This is a genomic window from Sphingomonas sp. IW22 (assembly GCF_041321155.1).
Taxonomy (GTDB): domain Bacteria; phylum Pseudomonadota; class Alphaproteobacteria; order Sphingomonadales; family Sphingomonadaceae; genus Sphingomonas.
The window spans coordinates 54,757-71,512 of sequence record NZ_JBGGWB010000007.1 but is presented as its reverse complement, the minus strand read 5'-3'; the positions used below and the strand labels follow the sequence as shown (position 1 = coordinate 71,512).

Sequence of the window (16,756 nt, the reverse complement as noted above, 5' to 3'; positions counted from 1 at the left end):
GCGATGACGCAGCCCCGGCATGGAAGTGACGAAAGCATTGCCGGGTCTGCGGACGACGCTGGCGCTGCCGCAACGCTCGACGCGGACAACGCGAATGCCGTGCGCACAATGGTCGCCAACCTTTCCGACGAAGACGTCGTGCGCATCTACGAGATGACTGGCGGCGCGGGGCTTGTTGCCGATCTGGCGGCAACGCAGATGGAGAAGCGCAACCTCGATTACTGAGCGCGGCTGCTCGGAAGTCGCTTCGACCTCGCGCCTCCAGGCCCGTTACGGGGAGAAACTCTTCGCCGATTTGGGAATTGTGCGGAAAAAGGGAGACGCATCATGGCAAGCAACACTGCATGGGATCAAAGGTCGGAAGCGCGTTCAGGGTCGGCCTGGGGCTGGATTCTGGCTTATGCCATTCTCGTGATTTTGATCGGATTTGTCGCGCTTGCCAATCCGATCGCCACCGGGTTGACGACGGGCGTTCTCCTGGGCGTGTTTCTGATCGGTTACGGTGTCCTCGCGATTGTCTCCGGTGTTTCGTCGTTGTCCGATCGGGGACGCTGGACCGAAGTGCTGCTGGGCGTCCTGGGTGTCGTGACGGGCGGAATTATCCTGTTCAATCCCTTTGCCGGCGCGATCTCCCTGGTCTGGGCGTTAGGTTTCTGGCTGCTTGTTTCGGGCATATTTCAGGTCGCGAGCGCCATCCGGGGCGCTTACGATCGCGGATGGCGTCTTGCGCTGGGCGTCCTCGATATTCTTCTGGGCGGATATCTGCTGTTCGCTGGTCCCGCGACCAACCTCGTCATGCTCGCGACGATCGTCGGGATCAGCTTCATTTTCCGCGGCGTATTTCTCGCTTTTGTCGCGTTTGGTCTGCGCAAGCTGGCTCAACCCGGCAGAGCTAATATCCGCAACTAAGTCATTGATTTAACATAAGATATATTATCGTATCGATATCGAAATGATCTTGTGTTGCTGTTTTAGCTGGAGTTTGTGGCGGGCGGCAACCGGATCGTCATAGAGGTCGCGCAGCGCTCGGAAGCGAAAGGCATTCCACCATCGCTGCCAGCGGTGTTCCTCGGCGTCGTGGAGGATGTGGCACCGCTGGCAGAGCGCGGCGAGATTGGCGGGGCGGCAGTTGCCAGGGTCATGATCGAGGTGCGCGCAGGCGAGAACGACATAGGTCGTTCGCACCAGGTCGAGCGAGAAGCCGGTGGCAACCTTGACCTTCCTGCCGCGCCCGGAGCGCCAGGCGCGTGCTTCGACGTCCCACCAGCGGCCGTCACCCAGATGCGCGACACGCCGCTTGTGCGGTCGGCCGCACTGTTCGCAGCGTCCCCCTGCCCGCCCGAAACGGATATGATCCGAGATTTGCGGCCAGTCGATCGGGTAAAGCCAGCGGTTTTCGGGGCGGATCGGCATCGATGACTCTATGAGTCATCGCGCAAAAGAACAAAAGGGGAAAAATGCGTTCCCCTGATGTTCCTTTGCGGATTATCATGCGCGCATGTCGACCTGCGTGATTCCCCTCTCCCGTCCCGTTCCGATCGCCCACATACCCACTGACCTGTGCCTCAAGATCGTCAGCGCAGCAGGGGCCGGCTTCCCTTCACCCGCGCAGGATTGGGAGGAAACGGCGGTCAATCTGGTCGAGTTGCTGCGCCTCGATCGCGCCGCCAGTTTCGTGTTCCGGGTCAGCGGACATTCCATGCTCGACGCGGGCATCCATGACGACGATGTCGTCGTCGTCGACCGGGACGTGACCCCGTCCAACGGACGGATCGTCATCGCCGTGGTCGATGGCGGGTTCGTCATCAGGCAACTGGTATGGCGCGAAGGAAAGCCGACGCTGGAGGCACGCAACGCTCGCATGAGATACGAGCCAGTCGTCGCGGATGAAGCCGTCGAGATCTGGGGCGTCGTGCGCGCCACTGTCCGCAACCTGCAAGGCTAGACAGGCGATGTGGGGGATAGCGGACGTCCAGAATTTCTATTGCTCGTCGGAGCGGGTCTTCGATCCCTCGCTCCGGGGCAAGCCTCTCATCGTGCTGTCGAACGGCGACGGGTGTGCGATCGCCCGCTCGGAGGAAGCCAAGGCGCTGCACATCAAGATGGGCGCGCCGCTTTTCAAGATCCGGGACATCGTGCGCGAGCACGGTGTCCAGTGCCGATCGAGTTCATACGAGCTTTACGCGGACATGAACCGGAGGTTCAACCAGGTGCTCGCCGATCACAGCGACACCATCGAGATCTACAGCATAGACGAATCCTTCTTCCGCCTGCCGGTCCTGGCGAACGGACTGGGCGACGTCGAGAGCGCGCATCGCATCATCGCGGACGTGAAGCGGGCGACAGGCTTGCCGATCCGGATTGGCCTTGGACCGACGCGGACCCTGAGCAAGGTCGCCAATGCGCTGGCGAAGGCGTCAGAGAAGGTCTGGCGCGGGGTGGTCGACCTGCACGATGTCGAACTGCGCCAGCGCATGTTCGCACAATGGCCGGTCGAGGAAGTCTGGGGCATCGCGCGCGCGATGACACAACGCCTGCGACCGCTGGGCGTGCGCACCACGGCCGATCTTGCAGCGCTTCCGCCCGAGGTCGCGCGCGATGTGGGGACCGTCGTGCTCGAGCGCCTCGTGCGTGAGTTGAACGGGGTGGAATGCACCGATTTCGAGCCTGAGCCGCCGGCATCCAAGGCAACCGCTGTGACGCGGTGTTTCGGGGAGCCGGTGAGCGACGTGGACGCGCTGCGCGAAGCGATGGTTCGGCGCGCCGTTCGCGCGGCCGAGAAAATCCGCAATCAGGGTCTGGCTGCGACGAGGCTGATCGCGTTTGCGCATGGCAGCAGGTTCAAACCGAACGCGCCATCGGCATCGCGCGTCGGTCGATTGTCGCCGGCAACCAACGATCCCCGCGTCATCGCCGGCATGGCCGCGCGCATGGCCGAAGCGATGTTCGAGACGGGCCGGGTCTATACCAAGTGCGGGGTGATGCTGGAGGGATTGGAAAGGATGGCGGCGCATCAGGCCGACTTGTTTGCAAAGCCCGACCCGCGATCCCCTGCCCTTCTGTCCGCGATCGACGGGCTCAACGGTCGCTTCGGCCGCAATACCATGCGCCTTGCATCCGAGGGGTTCGGAACCAAGTCCTACGATACGAAGCGAGCGTTCAAAAGCCCGTCATGGACGACGCGGATCGATCAGGTGCCGATCGCGCGGTGATAATGTCAGCGCGCCCCGTTCCCGCATGTGCAGTGCCTGTTCGATCGGCGGAGAACAGCCAGGTCTTCGCGGCTTCGTCGTTGTCGAACAACTTGCCATTCTCACCGATCAGTCTCTTTGCCTGAAGGCGCTGAAGGGAAGAATCCGATCCGACCACCGCGATGCGTCTGGCCAGCTTGCCATAGAGCGGAATGAACTGCGCGATCTCCTCGGCGATCGTTCGATCCTGAACCGGAAATCCGTTCGCATTGACCAGGATATGGCCTTCGCCGGGCGTTGCTCCGTTGGCTATTGCACGCTGCAATACAAGCCGGGCCTCATCGTGGAACCGAGCTAGGACTTCCCGCGTCCAGAAACCCCGCAATTCGACGTACAGAAAGCGGCGTGCCATATCGTGATTCAGTCGAAACATAAGACATATCCCCTTTCTTCAAAAAGGCTGAGCGGTCGCAACGACCTCTCCACCCTTTGAATATGCTTTTTACAAGTAAACCGATCATTACGGCGCTGCGCGGCTGCGACGATCTGCGCGAATGCTCATGCCCGCCGGGCAGTCATTCCATGACGAGGACCGTGGCTCGTCTATCTGGCACCGGGGTCGGTCTCGTTGTCCCTGGCGCAGGCGGTCGCGCGGAACCAATGGCAACATGGTGCCAATTTTCAGACAGACTTTTCCAATCCAGCGCGGCCGCGATCGGACGATAGCTGGCGGGATGGACGCCATCGGCGGTCGGCACCGCGCTCAACTGGATGACGGTATCGCCAAAGCTGCGGGCAACTGCTGCAACGATGCGGGAAGCGCGTGCATGGTAGGGCGCCAGCCATGTCACGCGAAACGCCGTCGTGCGGCTGCGCAGTGTCGTGAGATTGCGGGCGAGCGCTGGGTTTTCAGGGTCGTTCGATCCGAGCGCAATCAGAGCGAGCGGTGCTGGCGATCGCGACCGGGGCATGCGGGCTATCTCGGCCGACGGCGCACCGACGCGGGCATGGACCTCGCAGCGGATACCCTGGGCCGCCAGCGCGGATGCGGTGCCGATCGCGGTGCTGTCACCCAGGATGAGGCAAAACAGTATCATCAGCGAACTTGCTGCCCGGGGAGGGTTTTGGACGGGGGCTTCTCCAGAATGTGCAGTCCCTCAGCTGGCAAAACGTGTACGCCGTGATTGGTATAAATCGCGATCCGGTCGGAAGTCTCTGCAATGGGATAGCCACGAACCCGAATATTGCCGGATTGATAGAAGGCGCAGCAGCCCTTCTGAACCTTCGCAATCGTCGCTTCGCGCTCGAACTTGGCGGCTTCGACCCCGGCCGGTCCTGAGCTGACGGCTACGACAACGACTATGCCCCCAGCGATAATGTAATTAGGAAGATTGACGACGCGGTTGGCGACGGCGTGCAGGATTTCCAGAATGAGCTCTGATGAGTTCGAACCTTTCCGTTTGCCGTAGACGAGTGCCCCAAGGGCAACAGCGATAACTGACCAAATGAGGAGCGACGACACCATCACCCGCCACAGCCAGTCGAAAAAGTGTGTGATAGTGAGATACAGTACGACGGTGTAACCCTGGCCCATGACCTCACCCGTCGACATTGTCGTCGCTCCGAACGTGAGCCCGAACGATCGCAGGTAGGTGTCGATGTAACTGTAGCCCGCAAAGTAGAGGAACGCGCCACAGACGATCGCCAGCGACGGGATCAGCGCTAACATCGACGAAAAAAGGCCAGTGATCCGAACCGGAACTGCTGAGGCATCCGGGGACGGCGACGTGGGCGCGGGAGGCCGCTCAGGGTTCATGGTCTTGTGGTTTGAACGTCGGGAGGCGGAGCCGAGCCTAATGGCGCGCCGTGTATTTCACCGAACAGCATGATGCCGATCACGGCAACCGCGCATCCAGCGAGACCGAAGACAATGCGTAGCATGCCGATTGTTCGTGCAGCACGTCCGCGCCTGATTTTCAGGAACAGCCGTCCGATGCCCGTGCGACAGGCAAGCCAGCCATCGGCTATGTCGATCGCCCCGAGGGCGGCGATCGGCAGCGCGACCGCGAACACCAGCCATGCCGGCGGTGCATCGAGCAGGATGGCCGTGCCCACCCCCAGTATGAGTGCGAGTGCGGCACCGGCGTGAATTACGGCCGCAAGCGGCGCGATCCTCCACGTCCGGCTCTGGAAAAGCAGCCGGAAAAGCACCAGCGGTCGCCGGCATGTCTCGCAACGGTGGATGCGGTGACCGGGCTCCCACGGCATCATCGCACGATGGCAGTAGGGACAGGGTGTAAGCCCGAAGCCGGCCATCATGTTCATGACGTCTGAACCGTCTGGATCGATTTCTTAGCGATCATCGCATTTCCCGGTCATTGCGGTCTGGAGGGAAGCGGCTGCGTCGTCGGCGTGGACGGTGCGGCAGCAGGCGGCGTCGCAGGCACGAGCCTTGGCTCAAGGCGCGGCCGTGCGTCCCCGATGAGCTTTCTGAAGGCATCGAGGGTCGCAAGCGTGGTGATCTTGCCGATGTCGGTCGAGGCATAGCTGCCGCCCAGAGCGCCTACACCAAGCCCGAGCAGGACACCCCCACCGATCACACCGACGTCTTTCTTGCGCGCCGAGCCACTGGCGACCGCCTCCTGGATGCCGGTGTTGACGTCGACCAGGGTCATGAGGACCTGGCTTTCGAGCGTCTTGGATTTTAGGCCGACCGCACCGCCGAAGACACCCCCGATGCCGCCACCGGACTCGCGGGACTTGGCATCGGAATAGACCACCTTCACCTCGATCAGATAATCAGCTTTGGTAACGGGCCGGGTGGCAGCGGTCGCGCCGGCGATCGCCCGCTCCCGCTCGAGCGCGCTGAAAGCCTCCCCGCGATCGGCTACGCGGAAGCAGTTCGAACGTGCGATCATGAGCTTGACCAGAGGAAGGGCATCGACGCGGGCGGTCGATCCGCCATTCTGCATTTCCGCCATACGCATCAGTGCCTGCAATTGCGGGGAAAGGGCGTCGGCGGGGTCCGCAGCTTTCGTTTCTACGAGCGCTGCGACGCCGAGCGGCACCGGGCATTGGGGCAGTTGCGTCGTCTCGTCGACGCCCGTCCCGCCCTGGCCAAGCTTTTGCGCGAAGGCGATGGAAGGTGTGACGGCCGCAAGCGCGGCCGTCACGGCGAACAGGCAGACGCGCTCAAGCACCGGCCTTATCCTTTTTGGCGTGGGCCAAGGGATCGCAGATCCCCGCGCGCTCTTCCTGCGTCACGACTTTCCTGGCCGCTTCGTCGCAATCCTTGCAATCGGGGCAGTCGGCGCAATCCTTGCACTTGCCCTTATGATGGCGATGCCTGGCATAATGTGCCTTCTTCGCCGCAATCTGCGTCGCAGCGTCGTCTCCAGCCCGCTCTCCGACATAGGCCGACATGGCGACGAGGATGGGCGTTGCCGATTGCGCGCTCGCCGCTGCGGGCATGGCGGCCGAGAGAGCGGCAAGGCTCAGCGCGGCGATAATTTTCAGTTTCATGATGCTGTTCTCCAGTTCTGGCCGATTGTCAGAAGAAGCCGTTGCGTCGGCCGTCGCGACGGTCATCGTGGCGGGTATCGCCATCGCCGAGGGCCGAGCGCCGGACCTCGAGCTCCACCCCATCCCCCTTGCGGCGGATGCGGACATCCTGCGGGGCGAGGTTGTTGCGCTTCGCCCAGCGGTCGGCGTCGGCGTCCGAGCCGAACTCGCCCATTTCCTCAAATTCCCAGTTGCTCATGTCGATGCTCCTGACTGATCGCCTCGCCGGCGCGCGGAGCCGGTCGGGGCGTGACGATGTGCGGGGTTCCGCGCATGATCGGGGCGGCAGTCAGTTGACCGCGCTTCGTCGTCGCTGCGATGCGTCGAAAATCCCGACAGCATTGCATGGTCGCGTAGCGCCACCTCGATCGCGCTGATTTCGTAAGCGGGACGCCCGGGATCGCGACGCACGAAGAGAATGACGGTCGAAGGCCCGGCCAGCCACCGGGCGATCGACACGGGAGCGATGCCTGGCGTGCGGTCTGCGATGCCGGCAATGCCGGTCATCACGGTTGCGCGCACGGTCTCCCCCCAGCGCAGTGCCTGCGGACACGACGGATCGTGACCTGCGACCTCGGCGATCGCGCTGGCGGGCAGCGCATGGATTAGGCGGCGGACCCCTGAGAGCGTCTCTGCCGGCTCATTGCCGATATGGGTGATTGCGCGCAGCAGGACGTAGCGCGCGGCATAGGTGAAGGCTGTGCCGCGCACGTTTTCGACCGGCAGGAACGCTTCGATCGCGGAGGATCTGGCATAGTCGCTCGGATGATCGGCAAAAAAGTCCCAGTTGCCGAGCGCCGGATCGATCAGGACATCGCGGGTCTGGTCGGCAAGCGCGGTGAACGCGTCGCCATCGCCCAGGATGGCGAGGCGGTCGCCCGTGCCGTTTCGGACCGTGCGAAGCCGGTCGGCCGAAGCGGTCTGGACGGTCGCGATCGTCAACAGCGGGCGCGCGGGTTCGCATTCTCTCTGGAAGGAGAGCGGGTAATCAGCGCGCATGGACCCCGCCTCCCCTCTCTTGCATCGCTCTTGAGCGAAGGAAGCGGCCGAGCGGCATGAGGACGGCGTAGGTAAGGCCGAAGATCGCGGCCATCGCCAGGGTTTCGCCGCCCCAGTCGAGAGCGTCCTCATGCTTCGCCTGCTGGATGCACTGGGTCATGGTGTTGGTGTCGAGGTTGCAGGGATGCCAGTGTTTGCTGGCGATGACCTGTTCGAAGGATAGCGGGGCGGCGGTCATGGTCTTGACTCCTTTCGGTGGGGGGCGGCGTCGTGAAACCGGCTGCGCTGCTGCGGCAGATAGCGTTCGAGAAGGCGCTCGATTTCGGGATCGCCGAAGGGATCGTCGTCGAGGCCGGTGTAGGGATTGAGCGACGACAGGCCGGTGTCGAACGCGAGCGGAAGATGGTGGCATCGAGGCAGGTCGAGGTCGGTCTCGAAGGGGCCGGGTTCCCGTCGAGGGAGAGGCATCTCGATCGTGATGGCCCGCGAAGAGACCGACTTTACCGAAGGATGGTTGCCGACCTGCCCTGCTGAACGCGCGCGGGGTGCCTTGGAAGCGCGTCGCTGTATCCGAGGTGCGGGAGCGGCTTTGGACACATATACGGGCGGCTGCGGGGCCTGATAGCGGGCAGACAGACCGATCCACCACATTCCGAGGGCGACAAGGGCAAGGACAGAAATGAGCATGAGCGCCATCACAGTTCCAGTCCGATGTCTTTTTCAGGGAAGGGAAGTTCCGGCGCTTTGGGCTCTACGATTACCCTATGTTTGGTAAGGTCGAGTGAGGGGTCGGTGCGGATATCGATTTTACCGAGAGAGTTGTCCTTGTTGGCTACTTCGGCATTGCTCCCAAGCTTTTCCGGAGCGCGATCGAGGTCCGGCGGAAGCGAGGGGTTGAACGGCTCGTTCGACGTTGCTGCGGGTTGCGCGCCGGCGACGCCCCGCGCCGGATCGACCGAAAGTTCGCCCACGGTCTCGAGCGCCGATGTCTTGTTGCCTTCGTTGCGCTCGATGGCCTGTGTCAGCTTTTCGCGATCGTCGGTGAACAGCTGGATATCGTCGCGGACGCGGGTCACGGTCACGTTGAACAGGCGCTGGTTGGAAAGGTTGGATTCCTTGTGGCTCATCACCGCGATCGCGGTGTCGGTCGTGATGCCCTGCGCCGCGTGCATGTTGAGCGCATAGGCAAGGCTGATCCGCTCCATCATCGGATCGCCTGCCTTGAGATCGTGGATCGTGCCGTCGCTCGCCTCGACGCGGATGCCCGCCTTGTCGGCCGAGATGACGCGGGCGATATCGTTGTTGTTGAGGCCACGATCGCGATCGTTTTTCGTCCAGCGGATCTTGTCGCCTTCGTGCAGCCGGATCTGCTCGCGTTGCGCGAGCTGCATCGCATCGCTTTTGTCGAGGGGCGATATGCGCTGCGGGTCGAAGCTGCGCACACGCGAGCCGATCCGCACCTGGACGCGTCCCTTGTGGTCGACGCCGATGACATCGTAGGTGCCCGGTCCAAGGCCGAGGTCCCTGACGGCTTTCGGGATGTCCAGCACCTGGCCGGGCTTGTAGCTGTGAGCGTAGCGCAGTTCCTCGCGGGTAATGTTGATCTTGTCGAGGACGCCGATCGCGACGCCCTCGCCCTTGATCGCCCCTTCGGCGGCAAGCCCGTCTTGGATGCGCACATTGAGTTCGGCGCGCGCGACCCGGCCCGACGAGAACATGGCCGTCGTCTCGCGCTGTTCGGGCGTAAGGCCCAGCCAATGCTCTGCGGCCGCCTTCACATGCTCGGGGTTGGCCGTGACCTTGTCGCCGAGCACCGCCATCGCCTCGCGCACCTGACCGAGGTTGGTGAGCGCAGCGACCGTGCGCAGCTGGTCGGTGCGCTGGCGCAGGTTTTCGTCCATCCGCGCCAGCGTGATCCCGCCGGCCTGTGCGATCGCGAAGGCCTTGCCGGCATCGACCGCGGTAATCTGCTGGCGGTCGCCGATCATCAGGAAGCGATCGACGCCGAGCGCATTGGCGATGCCGACGAGGTGCTTCATCTGTTCGGAGCCGACCATCGAGGCTTCGTCGAGGATGATCGTCGTGCCGGCGAGCGCGTCACGCGCGCCGTCATAGCCTGCGCCCTTCCCTGCGAGCGCATGGCGCGCATAGCTGTGGACGAAGGAGGAGACGGTGCGACTCTCGATGCCGGTTTCGGCGCCGAGCCGGTCGGCGGTGGCTTTCATGAGCGCCAGGCCGACGACCTTGCCGCCTTCCTGCTCGACATTGCGCGCGACGCTCGCAAGCATCGTCGACTTGCCCGCGCCCGACACGCCCTGCACGGCAACGATCCGATCGCGCGAGATGAGCGCCATGGTGGCGGCGGCCATCTGCCCCTCGTTAAGCTGTTTGTCGCCCGAGGCGGCATTGATGCGGTCGATCACCACATCGGCAGGGACGATCACGCGCCCCTCGCCTTTCCCGCGCTCGATCTCGGCAAGGATACCGCGCTCGGTCGCCAGCGCCTCGGGCGTCGTGACATGGGTCACGAAATCATCGATCCGGTCCGACTTGCCGGGGATCAGCTGCTCATTACGGATCAGTTCGGAGACGCGGGCATCGATATGACTGGCGGTGACGCCCTTGAGACCGAGATCGAGCGCAGTTCGGGCGACGGCGGATACTTCGAACGCCGCTTCACGCTGGGCGTGGATACGGATCGCGGATGCAACAGCATGCTGAGCGCGAATCTCGACGGGCGAAAGACGTAGCCGCTCGATACCTCTGGATACGAGCGGATCGCCGGGGCGGAACATCTCTCCGAGTGTCTCGCGAATAGTCTCGATCACCGCACCGACCCGTTCCATCGTGCCGAGCCGGGTATCCGGCCTGTCAAGACCGGCACGATCCCGGGCGGCATCGACCAGCGCCTTTCCGTCGAACCCGAGCGCGGTTGCCCGATCACGCCATTCCGCGCGCAAGGCATCGCGGTCCTCGACATTCAATTTTGCGTCGCGGGTATTGGTCGTGATCCGGTCGATTGCCTTGGGATTGGTGATCCCCAGTTCAGCCGCCTTGGCCGCTATCTCGGTGCGGCGCTGACTAAAGGCTTCGATGACGGCTTTGGGCACGCCATTGATCTCGAACTGGCCGTGCTTGCCGGTGATGCTGGTTTCATAGCCAATCTTTGCCAGCTCGGCGCGGAACTGGGCATGATAGGCCGCGCCGATGGTGGTGTTGTTCTTCCACAGCTGGCCATTGTGCAGCGCCTGCCAGGCCCCGTTTGCCATCTTCGTCATGTTCGCGACGAGGACGTGGATATGTCCCTGCGGATCGAGCGCACGGCTCGTGTCGTGCTGGAACATGGCATAGACGAGATTGCCGGTTCGCACAGCGTCGCCATGCCTGGAATGCTCGTAGGTCCGCCCTTCGGCAAAGGTCTTCTCGACCCATCCCATGGTCGCACGAACGGCGTTCATATGCGCGGCGAGAACGCGGGCGTCGCCGGCGACATAGGCCATGACGCTGGCCGACTTGGGCATCGAGAAAGTCAGGTCTACACCGGACTGGCGGTTCTGGACCTGCCCGACCTTTTCCCCGTCGGGCATTTCGCCGTTGAGGATCTTCTCGAAGTCCTCCTTGGTGACCTCGCCCGACAGACCGAGCGCTGCCGCCCCCTCCCCGCCCCACGCGGTCGCCTCGGAGGCATGCTCGGCAGTGTAATAGTCGTCCTTGGCGAAATAGTTCGCCGCGCCCGAGGCCGATTTGACGGAAGCGACCGAGAGCATCGGTTACATTTCCGGGTCCATGTCATCGTCGATCTCGGGCGAGCGGTCATGCCCGTGATGACGATGATGATGGTCCTCGGTGCGATCGGTCGCGAACCCGTCGCGCAGTTCGCGCGTCGACTGGTCCTCATGCCGGTCGCCATCGGAACGGTTCGACGGACCTTCATGACTGTGCATGTCGGGGTTCGATCGTGTCTGTTCGGCACCCTGCGCAGCTGTGCGGTTATCGATGAGTGACATCCCCATGCCAGTCAGTTTCGCATCGAGGTTGAGCTGGCCGTGGGTTCCGCGCGCGGTCTCGGCATTGGACGCCGTCCTGCCATCAGCCGACTGCCCGGGTTCTGTTCCGCCGGCTGCTTTGTTCGCTTGTGCGATCTGGATCTGATCCACCACGACCGGCGGTGCGGCGATCACCTCCATCGCCGCTGCCGCCTTCTCCGCTTCGCTCCGGGCATGACCAGCTTCAGACTGCGTCTTCTGTTGCTCTTCTTCCTCGCGCTCTTCCACGCCTCCCACGGGCCGCGTGGGCGTATGCTCACGCCCACCTTCACCCCCCTCATCCGCGCTTTCGTTCCGGCGTCGCCGGTCCTGCGGCGAGACGTATTCGGTCGGCTTGAAGTCCTTCCGGGGAACGGCGCCTGGGGCGATCTCGGGATAGGAGCGTATCTTCAGTTCGATCCGCGAGGCGGGAAAGCCGTCGGGGAATTTGACGAAGCCGTGCAGCGAGGGGAGATTGTTGATGTCGTCGGGCAGGACGAGCGGTTCGATCGCGGTGCGCGGCGTCAGCGTCGAGGCATCGCGGGTATTGTTATAGCCGTAGCTGTAGGCTTCATCCATCTGGCGCACTTCGCGATTGCCGATGAACTCGGAGCATTTTTCGGCGGTCGTGCGGTCGGCGGTGGCGAGGATCAGCTTGGTGCGCGCAAGGCCCGTCAGCGCGGTCGCGTTCTGGAGCCCATAGGTGGCGACCAGCTTGTCGAACGAGTGGATGCCAAGGACGAATGCACCGCCGAAATTGCGGGCGGACTGGAGGCCATGTTCGATGCCCGGTAGCGCATGGAGCGCGTGGACCTCGTCGAAGAGATACCAGGTCCGCAGATCGCGTGTCTTGGGCAGGCGCATGAGGTTGTTGACGGCGAGGTCGATCCACAGCGTGAAGAGCCCGCGGGTCATCTCCAGATCGTTGTACGAGCCGGTGATGAACATGATCGACCCGTCGCGATTGTCGGTCGCGATCCAGTCGCGGATCGAGAAGGCCGGAGGCCCGCCCTTGACCGGGTCCGGCATGAAGCGAAGCGCCTGTCCGTTGACGTTGAGGACGGAGCGGATGGACTCTGCCATCCGCGCCGCCTTTTCGGTCGTCAGCGGGGCAGCGACGGTATCTTCGAGCTTGGCGTGGATCTTCTTGAGGTCGGCCTGCATCAGGTGGTGGGCGATGGCGGCGTTGTTGCCTTCGCCATCTTCCTGAAGCTTCAGGCACATCTCGATGAAGAGCATGCGCGCGGCGTTCTGCCAGAAGGGTTCCTTGTCCTCGGGATGGGAGGGAATGAGCGCGGCGGCGGCCGACACGAAATCAGCATAGTTGCGGCATTCATCGAACAGCGTCCACGGTGCGCAGCGCTCGTCCATGGGGTTGAGGATGACGTCGGTTTCGGGATCGTAGAAGCTTTCGACGAAGGCGCCGGTAAGGTCGAAGATGACGGCGCGGTGGCCGCGCGCACGGATCTGCGAGACGTGACTGCGCAACTGCGTCGTCTTGCCGGTGCCGGTGGTGCCGATGAGCATCGTATGGCTCTGTTCGAGCCTCCATGGATAGGGGATGCCGGCGATGCGGTAGGGCACATGGATGCCCTGGTCTACGCGATCGATGACCGGCGCCTTGGCGACGCGTGCGGGATCGAATGGCGGGTCGTGCTCGGCGCATTCCTTGCGGAAGTTTTTGGCGTTGTGGGCGCGCACGGCATTGAGGAGAACATCGTTCTCGACGAGCATCGCGCCGCGATTGTGGCGCTCCTGGAGCATGTCGCGCCCGCGCTTGTTGGCCCACATGATGAACCACATGATGAGCGGCGCGGCAATGAAGACGGACATGACCAGCGTGGTCAGGAAGATTTTGACGGTCTTCGCCCATGCGTGAACGACATGGGGTTCGTAGGGGACGTAACCGATCGGAACCTTGGTGACGATGCCGCTGGGAAGGGTCAGGTTGATGAGGTGGAACTTGTCCGCGCCGACCCATGTCCAGACGGCGGAATAGAGCTTCATGAGGTCCAGCTGGAACTCATGTTCGGCAAGCCCCAGCCAGACGAAAATGTTGAAGAGGACGATGAAGGTTCCGAGCCAGATCCAGATGGGCACCTGGATGCCGGCCCACGTCATCTTGTACTGGCTGGCGAGCAGCTGTGATCCGCGCGTGAAGTTGCCCGAATTTCGGGTGATCCGTCCGCGTGCGGAGTGATGTTTGACGGTCGCGGCCTGGCCGTTGAAGCGGATGTCGTTGCTACGCATGGAAGGTCTCCAGGCGTTGCTTTGCGGCTGCTAAGAGCTGTGGGACGACGTCACCGTGATCGCGCGTAATGATGACGTCGATCGCCGCTTGCATGTACTCGAGGACGAGCACGGCGCGGGTGATATTGAAGCTATGGTCCGCCTCGGCAAATCTGATGCCGAACATGAGAGCGTAGCGAGCGGCTTCGGACCGGGAACAGCCTCGCTTTGCAGCGATCTGATCCAGTGCCGCCAACTCACTCGGCAAAAGCCGAAAAGCTATGGTTGACTTAGACATGTACCACCCACGGTCAAGTGGATGGTGGGGCTTCCGAGCCTCTTAGATACCGCGATTTGCAGGGGGTTTCCAGCAATAACGTGTAGCTAAATTGCAAACAGAACTTATCGTGCAAAGACAAGTAGTTAGCGTGGGTGTCGTGAGGCGTTTGCACATGCAAACAGGCAAGCGTATGCAAACGGTCGATATTTCAATGTCTTAACCTGCGGCCTGCCGCATAGGGTGTGCAAATCTCTAGGGACTATCGGTGGTTGTCGGGGCATCAGGGGATGTTGTCCGATCGTTGGCTCCGATTCCGGCAGGGAAGCGCCGCAGGCAATCATCCTCGGGATCGTCGGGACGGGGTTTCGCGGAGCAATTCCGCCCCACGACGGACCTGGCCATAGGCCAGTGTCCGTCGCCCTTATGCTGGTCCGGTCAAGACCGGATCAGCGAGCGAGATGGTGGCTCCATATGGAGATGATGCTGCGTGCTATTGTGTCGTCGTCGGCACGCTGGCATCCTGTGTCGTGGAGGCTGGTCACACGATCAGAAAAGGCATGTCCCATGGCACGGAGTATCGAGCAGGAACGCAAGCAGCTTGAGGCGGAGGAACAGCGGTTGAGCGAGCGACGCAAGCAGCTTGCCGAACGGGAGCGAAGCGACCGGCTGAAAGAGGTCGAGAAGTCGGGGTTGATGAAGGCCGACAGCGCGCAGTTTACCGGCATCCTCGAAGCGATCCGAAAACTCGGGGCGACAGAGACGCTCAAGCGCCTGACCGCGTAAGTCGGTCGGCGCTGTGTCGGGCCTCAAGCCCGACAGGCAAAATGATGGGGGAGCGGCCGTCAGGCCCTCCCCCATTTTGCAGAGGCAAAGATTGTCACGGATCTTGTGCCATGCAGGCAGAAAAAAGGGGCACCGGACGAATGTCCGGCACCCCCGACGCAGGGACCGTGGAGGGAGGCTAACCCCAGACCATGCGTACATCGTCGGCGACCGTGGAGGTCGCGGCAATCCTGTCGAGACGATCGAGATAGCTGTGCAGGCCATTGTCGGTCATGGCTTTGCGGATGTCGGGTTTTCCGAGCCGCGCGCGCAGATCGTCGAGGGGAATGTCGCCGCACGCTTCGGTGCCAAGACCCATCGCCTCGAGAACGGCGTAACCGTTCTGGTTGGAGAGATCGATTTCGGCTGCGCCGTCGGGTGAGGAACCGACGCACATGCGGATGGAGCGGGTCGCATCGTCGCGCCAGAACCGGATGGTAAGGCCGCGAAACTGCGCTTCCTCGACCACGGCTATGACGGCTTCGTCATGATCGAACAGGGCGCAGATCGATGCGAGCGACCATGGACATACGCGGGCCTCGAAACTGGCGCTGACAAGCGGGTCATCATCGTCGTCCTCGATGAGTTCACCACGCTCGCGAGCGAAGGCGCGGAACGCGGCGAGCTGGCGAGCGGTGATGATGGCCGGTTTGGCGACGGCGCGCTGCTGGACTGCGAGCGAGAATGTGATCGACATGGGCTTGTCTCCCGATTGAAACCGCATTCCCGATCCCCCTGCTCTTCGACCCGTCAGGGTCGCGCTGGTCGGTTCAGGATTGTCGGTCCGAAGGACCGTGATCGACCCGGCATCCCGGCATCGGGTGCGTTGGTGGTGCGCGGTGCGATCGGCACTGGCGAGGCGTAGCGAACGGGCGACCCGCAGGGGTCGCCGTGACGCGAGCGAGCCGTGCCGGTCGGCTGTCATGGAGGGCGTCCCGGGACCGCGCGAGGCGCAGCGGGTGCGCAGGCGATGCGACGGCATCGCCGCGCCCGCCAGCGAGCCGGACCGGGCGGCGGTGTGCCATGCCCGATGGGTGCCGCGCCGCTCGATGCGGAGCGAGCGCGACACGCGCAAGTGTGGCCGCGATGCGAGCGAGCCGGCGCGGCTGTGGTGCGCGGTGCGATCGGCACCGGCGAGGCGTAGCGAACGGGCGATCCGCAGGGATCGCCGTGACGCGAGCGAGCCGTGCCGGGCGACGGTCATGGAGGGCGTCCCGGGACCGAGCGAGGCGCAGCGGGTGCGCAGGCGATGCGACGGCATCGCCGCGCCCGCCAGCGAGCCGGACCGGGCGGCGGTGCGCCATGCCCGATGGGTGCCGCGCCGGTCGATGCGGAGCGAGCGCGACACGCGCAGGCGTGGCCGCGATGCGAGCGAGCCGGCGCGGCTGTTGTGCGCGGTGCGATCGGCACCGGCGAGGCGTAGCGAACGCGCGATCCGCAGGGATCGCCGTGACGCGAGCGAGCCGTGCCGATCGGCTGTCATGGAGGCCGTCCCGGGACCGCGCGAGGCGCAGCGGGTGCGCAGGCGATGCGACGGCATCGCCGCGCCCGCCAGCGAGCCGGACCGGGTGGCGGTGTGCCATGCCCGATGGCGCGTGTTGTCGGCGCGGCCGAGCGAGCGTAGCGCCGGTGCGGACGCGCACAGCGCG

General features: G+C 63.5%; 20 protein-coding genes. 5 read left to right on the top strand and 15 right to left on the bottom strand.

All coding sequences use genetic code 11. The features are described from left to right. Positions 1-3 precede the first annotated feature (3 nt). Complete coding sequence (locus ACAX61_RS17465) at positions 4-225, top strand: hypothetical protein (protein WP_069338487.1); 222 nt, start codon at positions 4-6, stop codon at positions 223-225. A gap of 102 nt (positions 226-327) precedes the next feature. After that, positions 328-909, top strand: coding sequence for an HdeD family acid-resistance protein (locus ACAX61_RS17460; RefSeq protein ID WP_370715958.1), 582 nt, complete (start codon positions 328-330; stop codon positions 907-909). A gap of 24 nt (positions 910-933) precedes the next feature. On the opposite strand, the gene ACAX61_RS17455 is transcribed toward ACAX61_RS17460, so the two are convergent. After that, positions 934-1,413 (bottom strand): hypothetical protein, encoded by a 480-nt coding sequence (locus ACAX61_RS17455; RefSeq protein WP_069338485.1) that lies wholly within the window; start codon positions 1,411-1,413, stop codon positions 934-936. Positions 1,414-1,498: 85 nt separating this feature from the next. Here ACAX61_RS17455 and ACAX61_RS17450 point away from each other — a divergent pair, with 85 nt between their 5' ends. Both ACAX61_RS17450 and ACAX61_RS17445 read left to right on the top strand, forming a co-directional pair. Next, entirely contained in the window at positions 1,499-1,945 is a 447-nt protein-coding gene (locus tag ACAX61_RS17450; protein WP_069338484.1) for a LexA family protein, read from the top strand. Positions 1,946-1,952: 7 nt separating this feature from the next. Continuing rightward, positions 1,953-3,212 (top strand): Y-family DNA polymerase, encoded by a 1,260-nt coding sequence (locus ACAX61_RS17445; protein WP_069338483.1) that lies wholly within the window; start codon positions 1,953-1,955, stop codon positions 3,210-3,212. Here the strand turns inward: ACAX61_RS17445 and ACAX61_RS17440 are convergent. The 13 genes from ACAX61_RS17440 to ACAX61_RS17380 all read right to left on the bottom strand — a co-directional run bounded on the left by ACAX61_RS17440 (position 3,160) and on the right by ACAX61_RS17380 (position 14,261). Beyond that, positions 3,160-3,624, bottom strand: coding sequence for a SpoIIAA family protein (locus ACAX61_RS17440; protein WP_125988436.1), 465 nt, complete (start codon positions 3,622-3,624; stop codon positions 3,160-3,162). The genes ACAX61_RS17445 and ACAX61_RS17440 overlap by 53 nt on opposite strands. A 142-nt stretch (positions 3,625-3,766) precedes the next feature. Then, positions 3,767-4,288, bottom strand: coding sequence for an SGNH/GDSL hydrolase family protein (locus ACAX61_RS17435; RefSeq protein ID WP_069338481.1), 522 nt, complete (start codon positions 4,286-4,288; stop codon positions 3,767-3,769). After that, the gene (locus tag ACAX61_RS17430) at positions 4,288-4,920 is read right to left on the bottom strand and encodes a hypothetical protein (protein ID WP_069338480.1); all 633 of its coding nucleotides are present in this window, start codon (positions 4,918-4,920) and stop codon (positions 4,288-4,290) included. The genes ACAX61_RS17435 and ACAX61_RS17430 overlap by 1 nt, the downstream gene beginning before the upstream one ends. A gap of 83 nt (positions 4,921-5,003) precedes the next feature. Then, positions 5,004-5,516 (bottom strand): hypothetical protein, encoded by a 513-nt coding sequence (locus ACAX61_RS17425; RefSeq protein ID WP_069338479.1) that lies wholly within the window; start codon positions 5,514-5,516, stop codon positions 5,004-5,006. Positions 5,517-5,566: 50 nt separating this feature from the next. Continuing rightward, positions 5,567-6,391, bottom strand: a complete 825-nt coding sequence (locus ACAX61_RS17420; RefSeq protein ID WP_069338478.1) for a CsgG/HfaB family protein — start codon at positions 6,389-6,391, stop codon at positions 5,567-5,569. Beyond that, positions 6,384-6,779 carry a hypothetical protein gene (locus ACAX61_RS17415; protein ID WP_139150105.1) on the bottom strand — a complete coding sequence of 132 codons (396 nt, stop codon included), beginning with the start codon at positions 6,777-6,779 and terminating at the stop codon, positions 6,384-6,386. The genes ACAX61_RS17420 and ACAX61_RS17415 overlap by 8 nt, the downstream gene beginning before the upstream one ends. Continuing rightward, positions 6,742-6,951: a hypothetical protein gene (locus ACAX61_RS17410; RefSeq protein ID WP_069338476.1), complete on the bottom strand. Its 210-nt coding sequence runs from the start codon at positions 6,949-6,951 to the stop codon at positions 6,742-6,744. The genes ACAX61_RS17415 and ACAX61_RS17410 overlap by 38 nt, the downstream gene beginning before the upstream one ends. Next, positions 6,948-7,751: a type IV secretion system DNA-binding domain-containing protein gene (locus ACAX61_RS17405; RefSeq protein WP_099231126.1), complete on the bottom strand. Its 804-nt coding sequence runs from the start codon at positions 7,749-7,751 to the stop codon at positions 6,948-6,950. Before ACAX61_RS17405 ends, ACAX61_RS17410 begins: the two co-directional genes overlap by 4 nt. Further along, the gene (locus ACAX61_RS17400) at positions 7,741-7,989 is read right to left on the bottom strand and encodes a hypothetical protein (protein ID WP_069338474.1); all 249 of its coding nucleotides are present in this window, start codon (positions 7,987-7,989) and stop codon (positions 7,741-7,743) included. Before ACAX61_RS17400 ends, ACAX61_RS17405 begins: the two co-directional genes overlap by 11 nt. After that, positions 7,986-8,447, bottom strand: coding sequence for a hypothetical protein (locus tag ACAX61_RS17395; RefSeq protein WP_125988441.1), 462 nt, complete (start codon positions 8,445-8,447; stop codon positions 7,986-7,988). The genes ACAX61_RS17400 and ACAX61_RS17395 overlap by 4 nt, the downstream gene beginning before the upstream one ends. Beyond that, positions 8,447-11,518: a MobF family relaxase gene (gene mobF / locus ACAX61_RS17390; protein ID WP_069338472.1), complete on the bottom strand. Its 3,072-nt coding sequence runs from the start codon at positions 11,516-11,518 to the stop codon at positions 8,447-8,449. The genes ACAX61_RS17395 and mobF overlap by 1 nt, the downstream gene beginning before the upstream one ends. Positions 11,519-11,521: 3 nt before the next feature. Beyond that, complete coding sequence (locus tag ACAX61_RS17385) at positions 11,522-14,026, bottom strand: type IV secretion system DNA-binding domain-containing protein (RefSeq protein ID WP_099231128.1); 2,505 nt, start codon at positions 14,024-14,026, stop codon at positions 11,522-11,524. Then, on the bottom strand, positions 14,019-14,261 hold the full coding sequence (locus ACAX61_RS17380) for a hypothetical protein (protein WP_163000184.1): 243 nt from the start codon (positions 14,259-14,261) through the stop codon (positions 14,019-14,021). The genes ACAX61_RS17385 and ACAX61_RS17380 overlap by 8 nt, the downstream gene beginning before the upstream one ends. A 588-nt stretch (positions 14,262-14,849) precedes the next feature. On the opposite strand from ACAX61_RS17380, the gene ACAX61_RS17375 reads away from it, so the two are divergent. Then, complete coding sequence (locus tag ACAX61_RS17375; protein ID WP_069338469.1) at positions 14,850-15,068, top strand: hypothetical protein; 219 nt, start codon at positions 14,850-14,852, stop codon at positions 15,066-15,068. Between the two features lie 178 nt (positions 15,069-15,246). Here ACAX61_RS17375 and ACAX61_RS17370 read toward each other — a convergent pair. Further along, positions 15,247-16,756: hypothetical protein (locus tag ACAX61_RS17370; RefSeq protein ID WP_370715957.1), on the bottom strand; the 1,510-nt coding region annotated here is incomplete at its 5' end.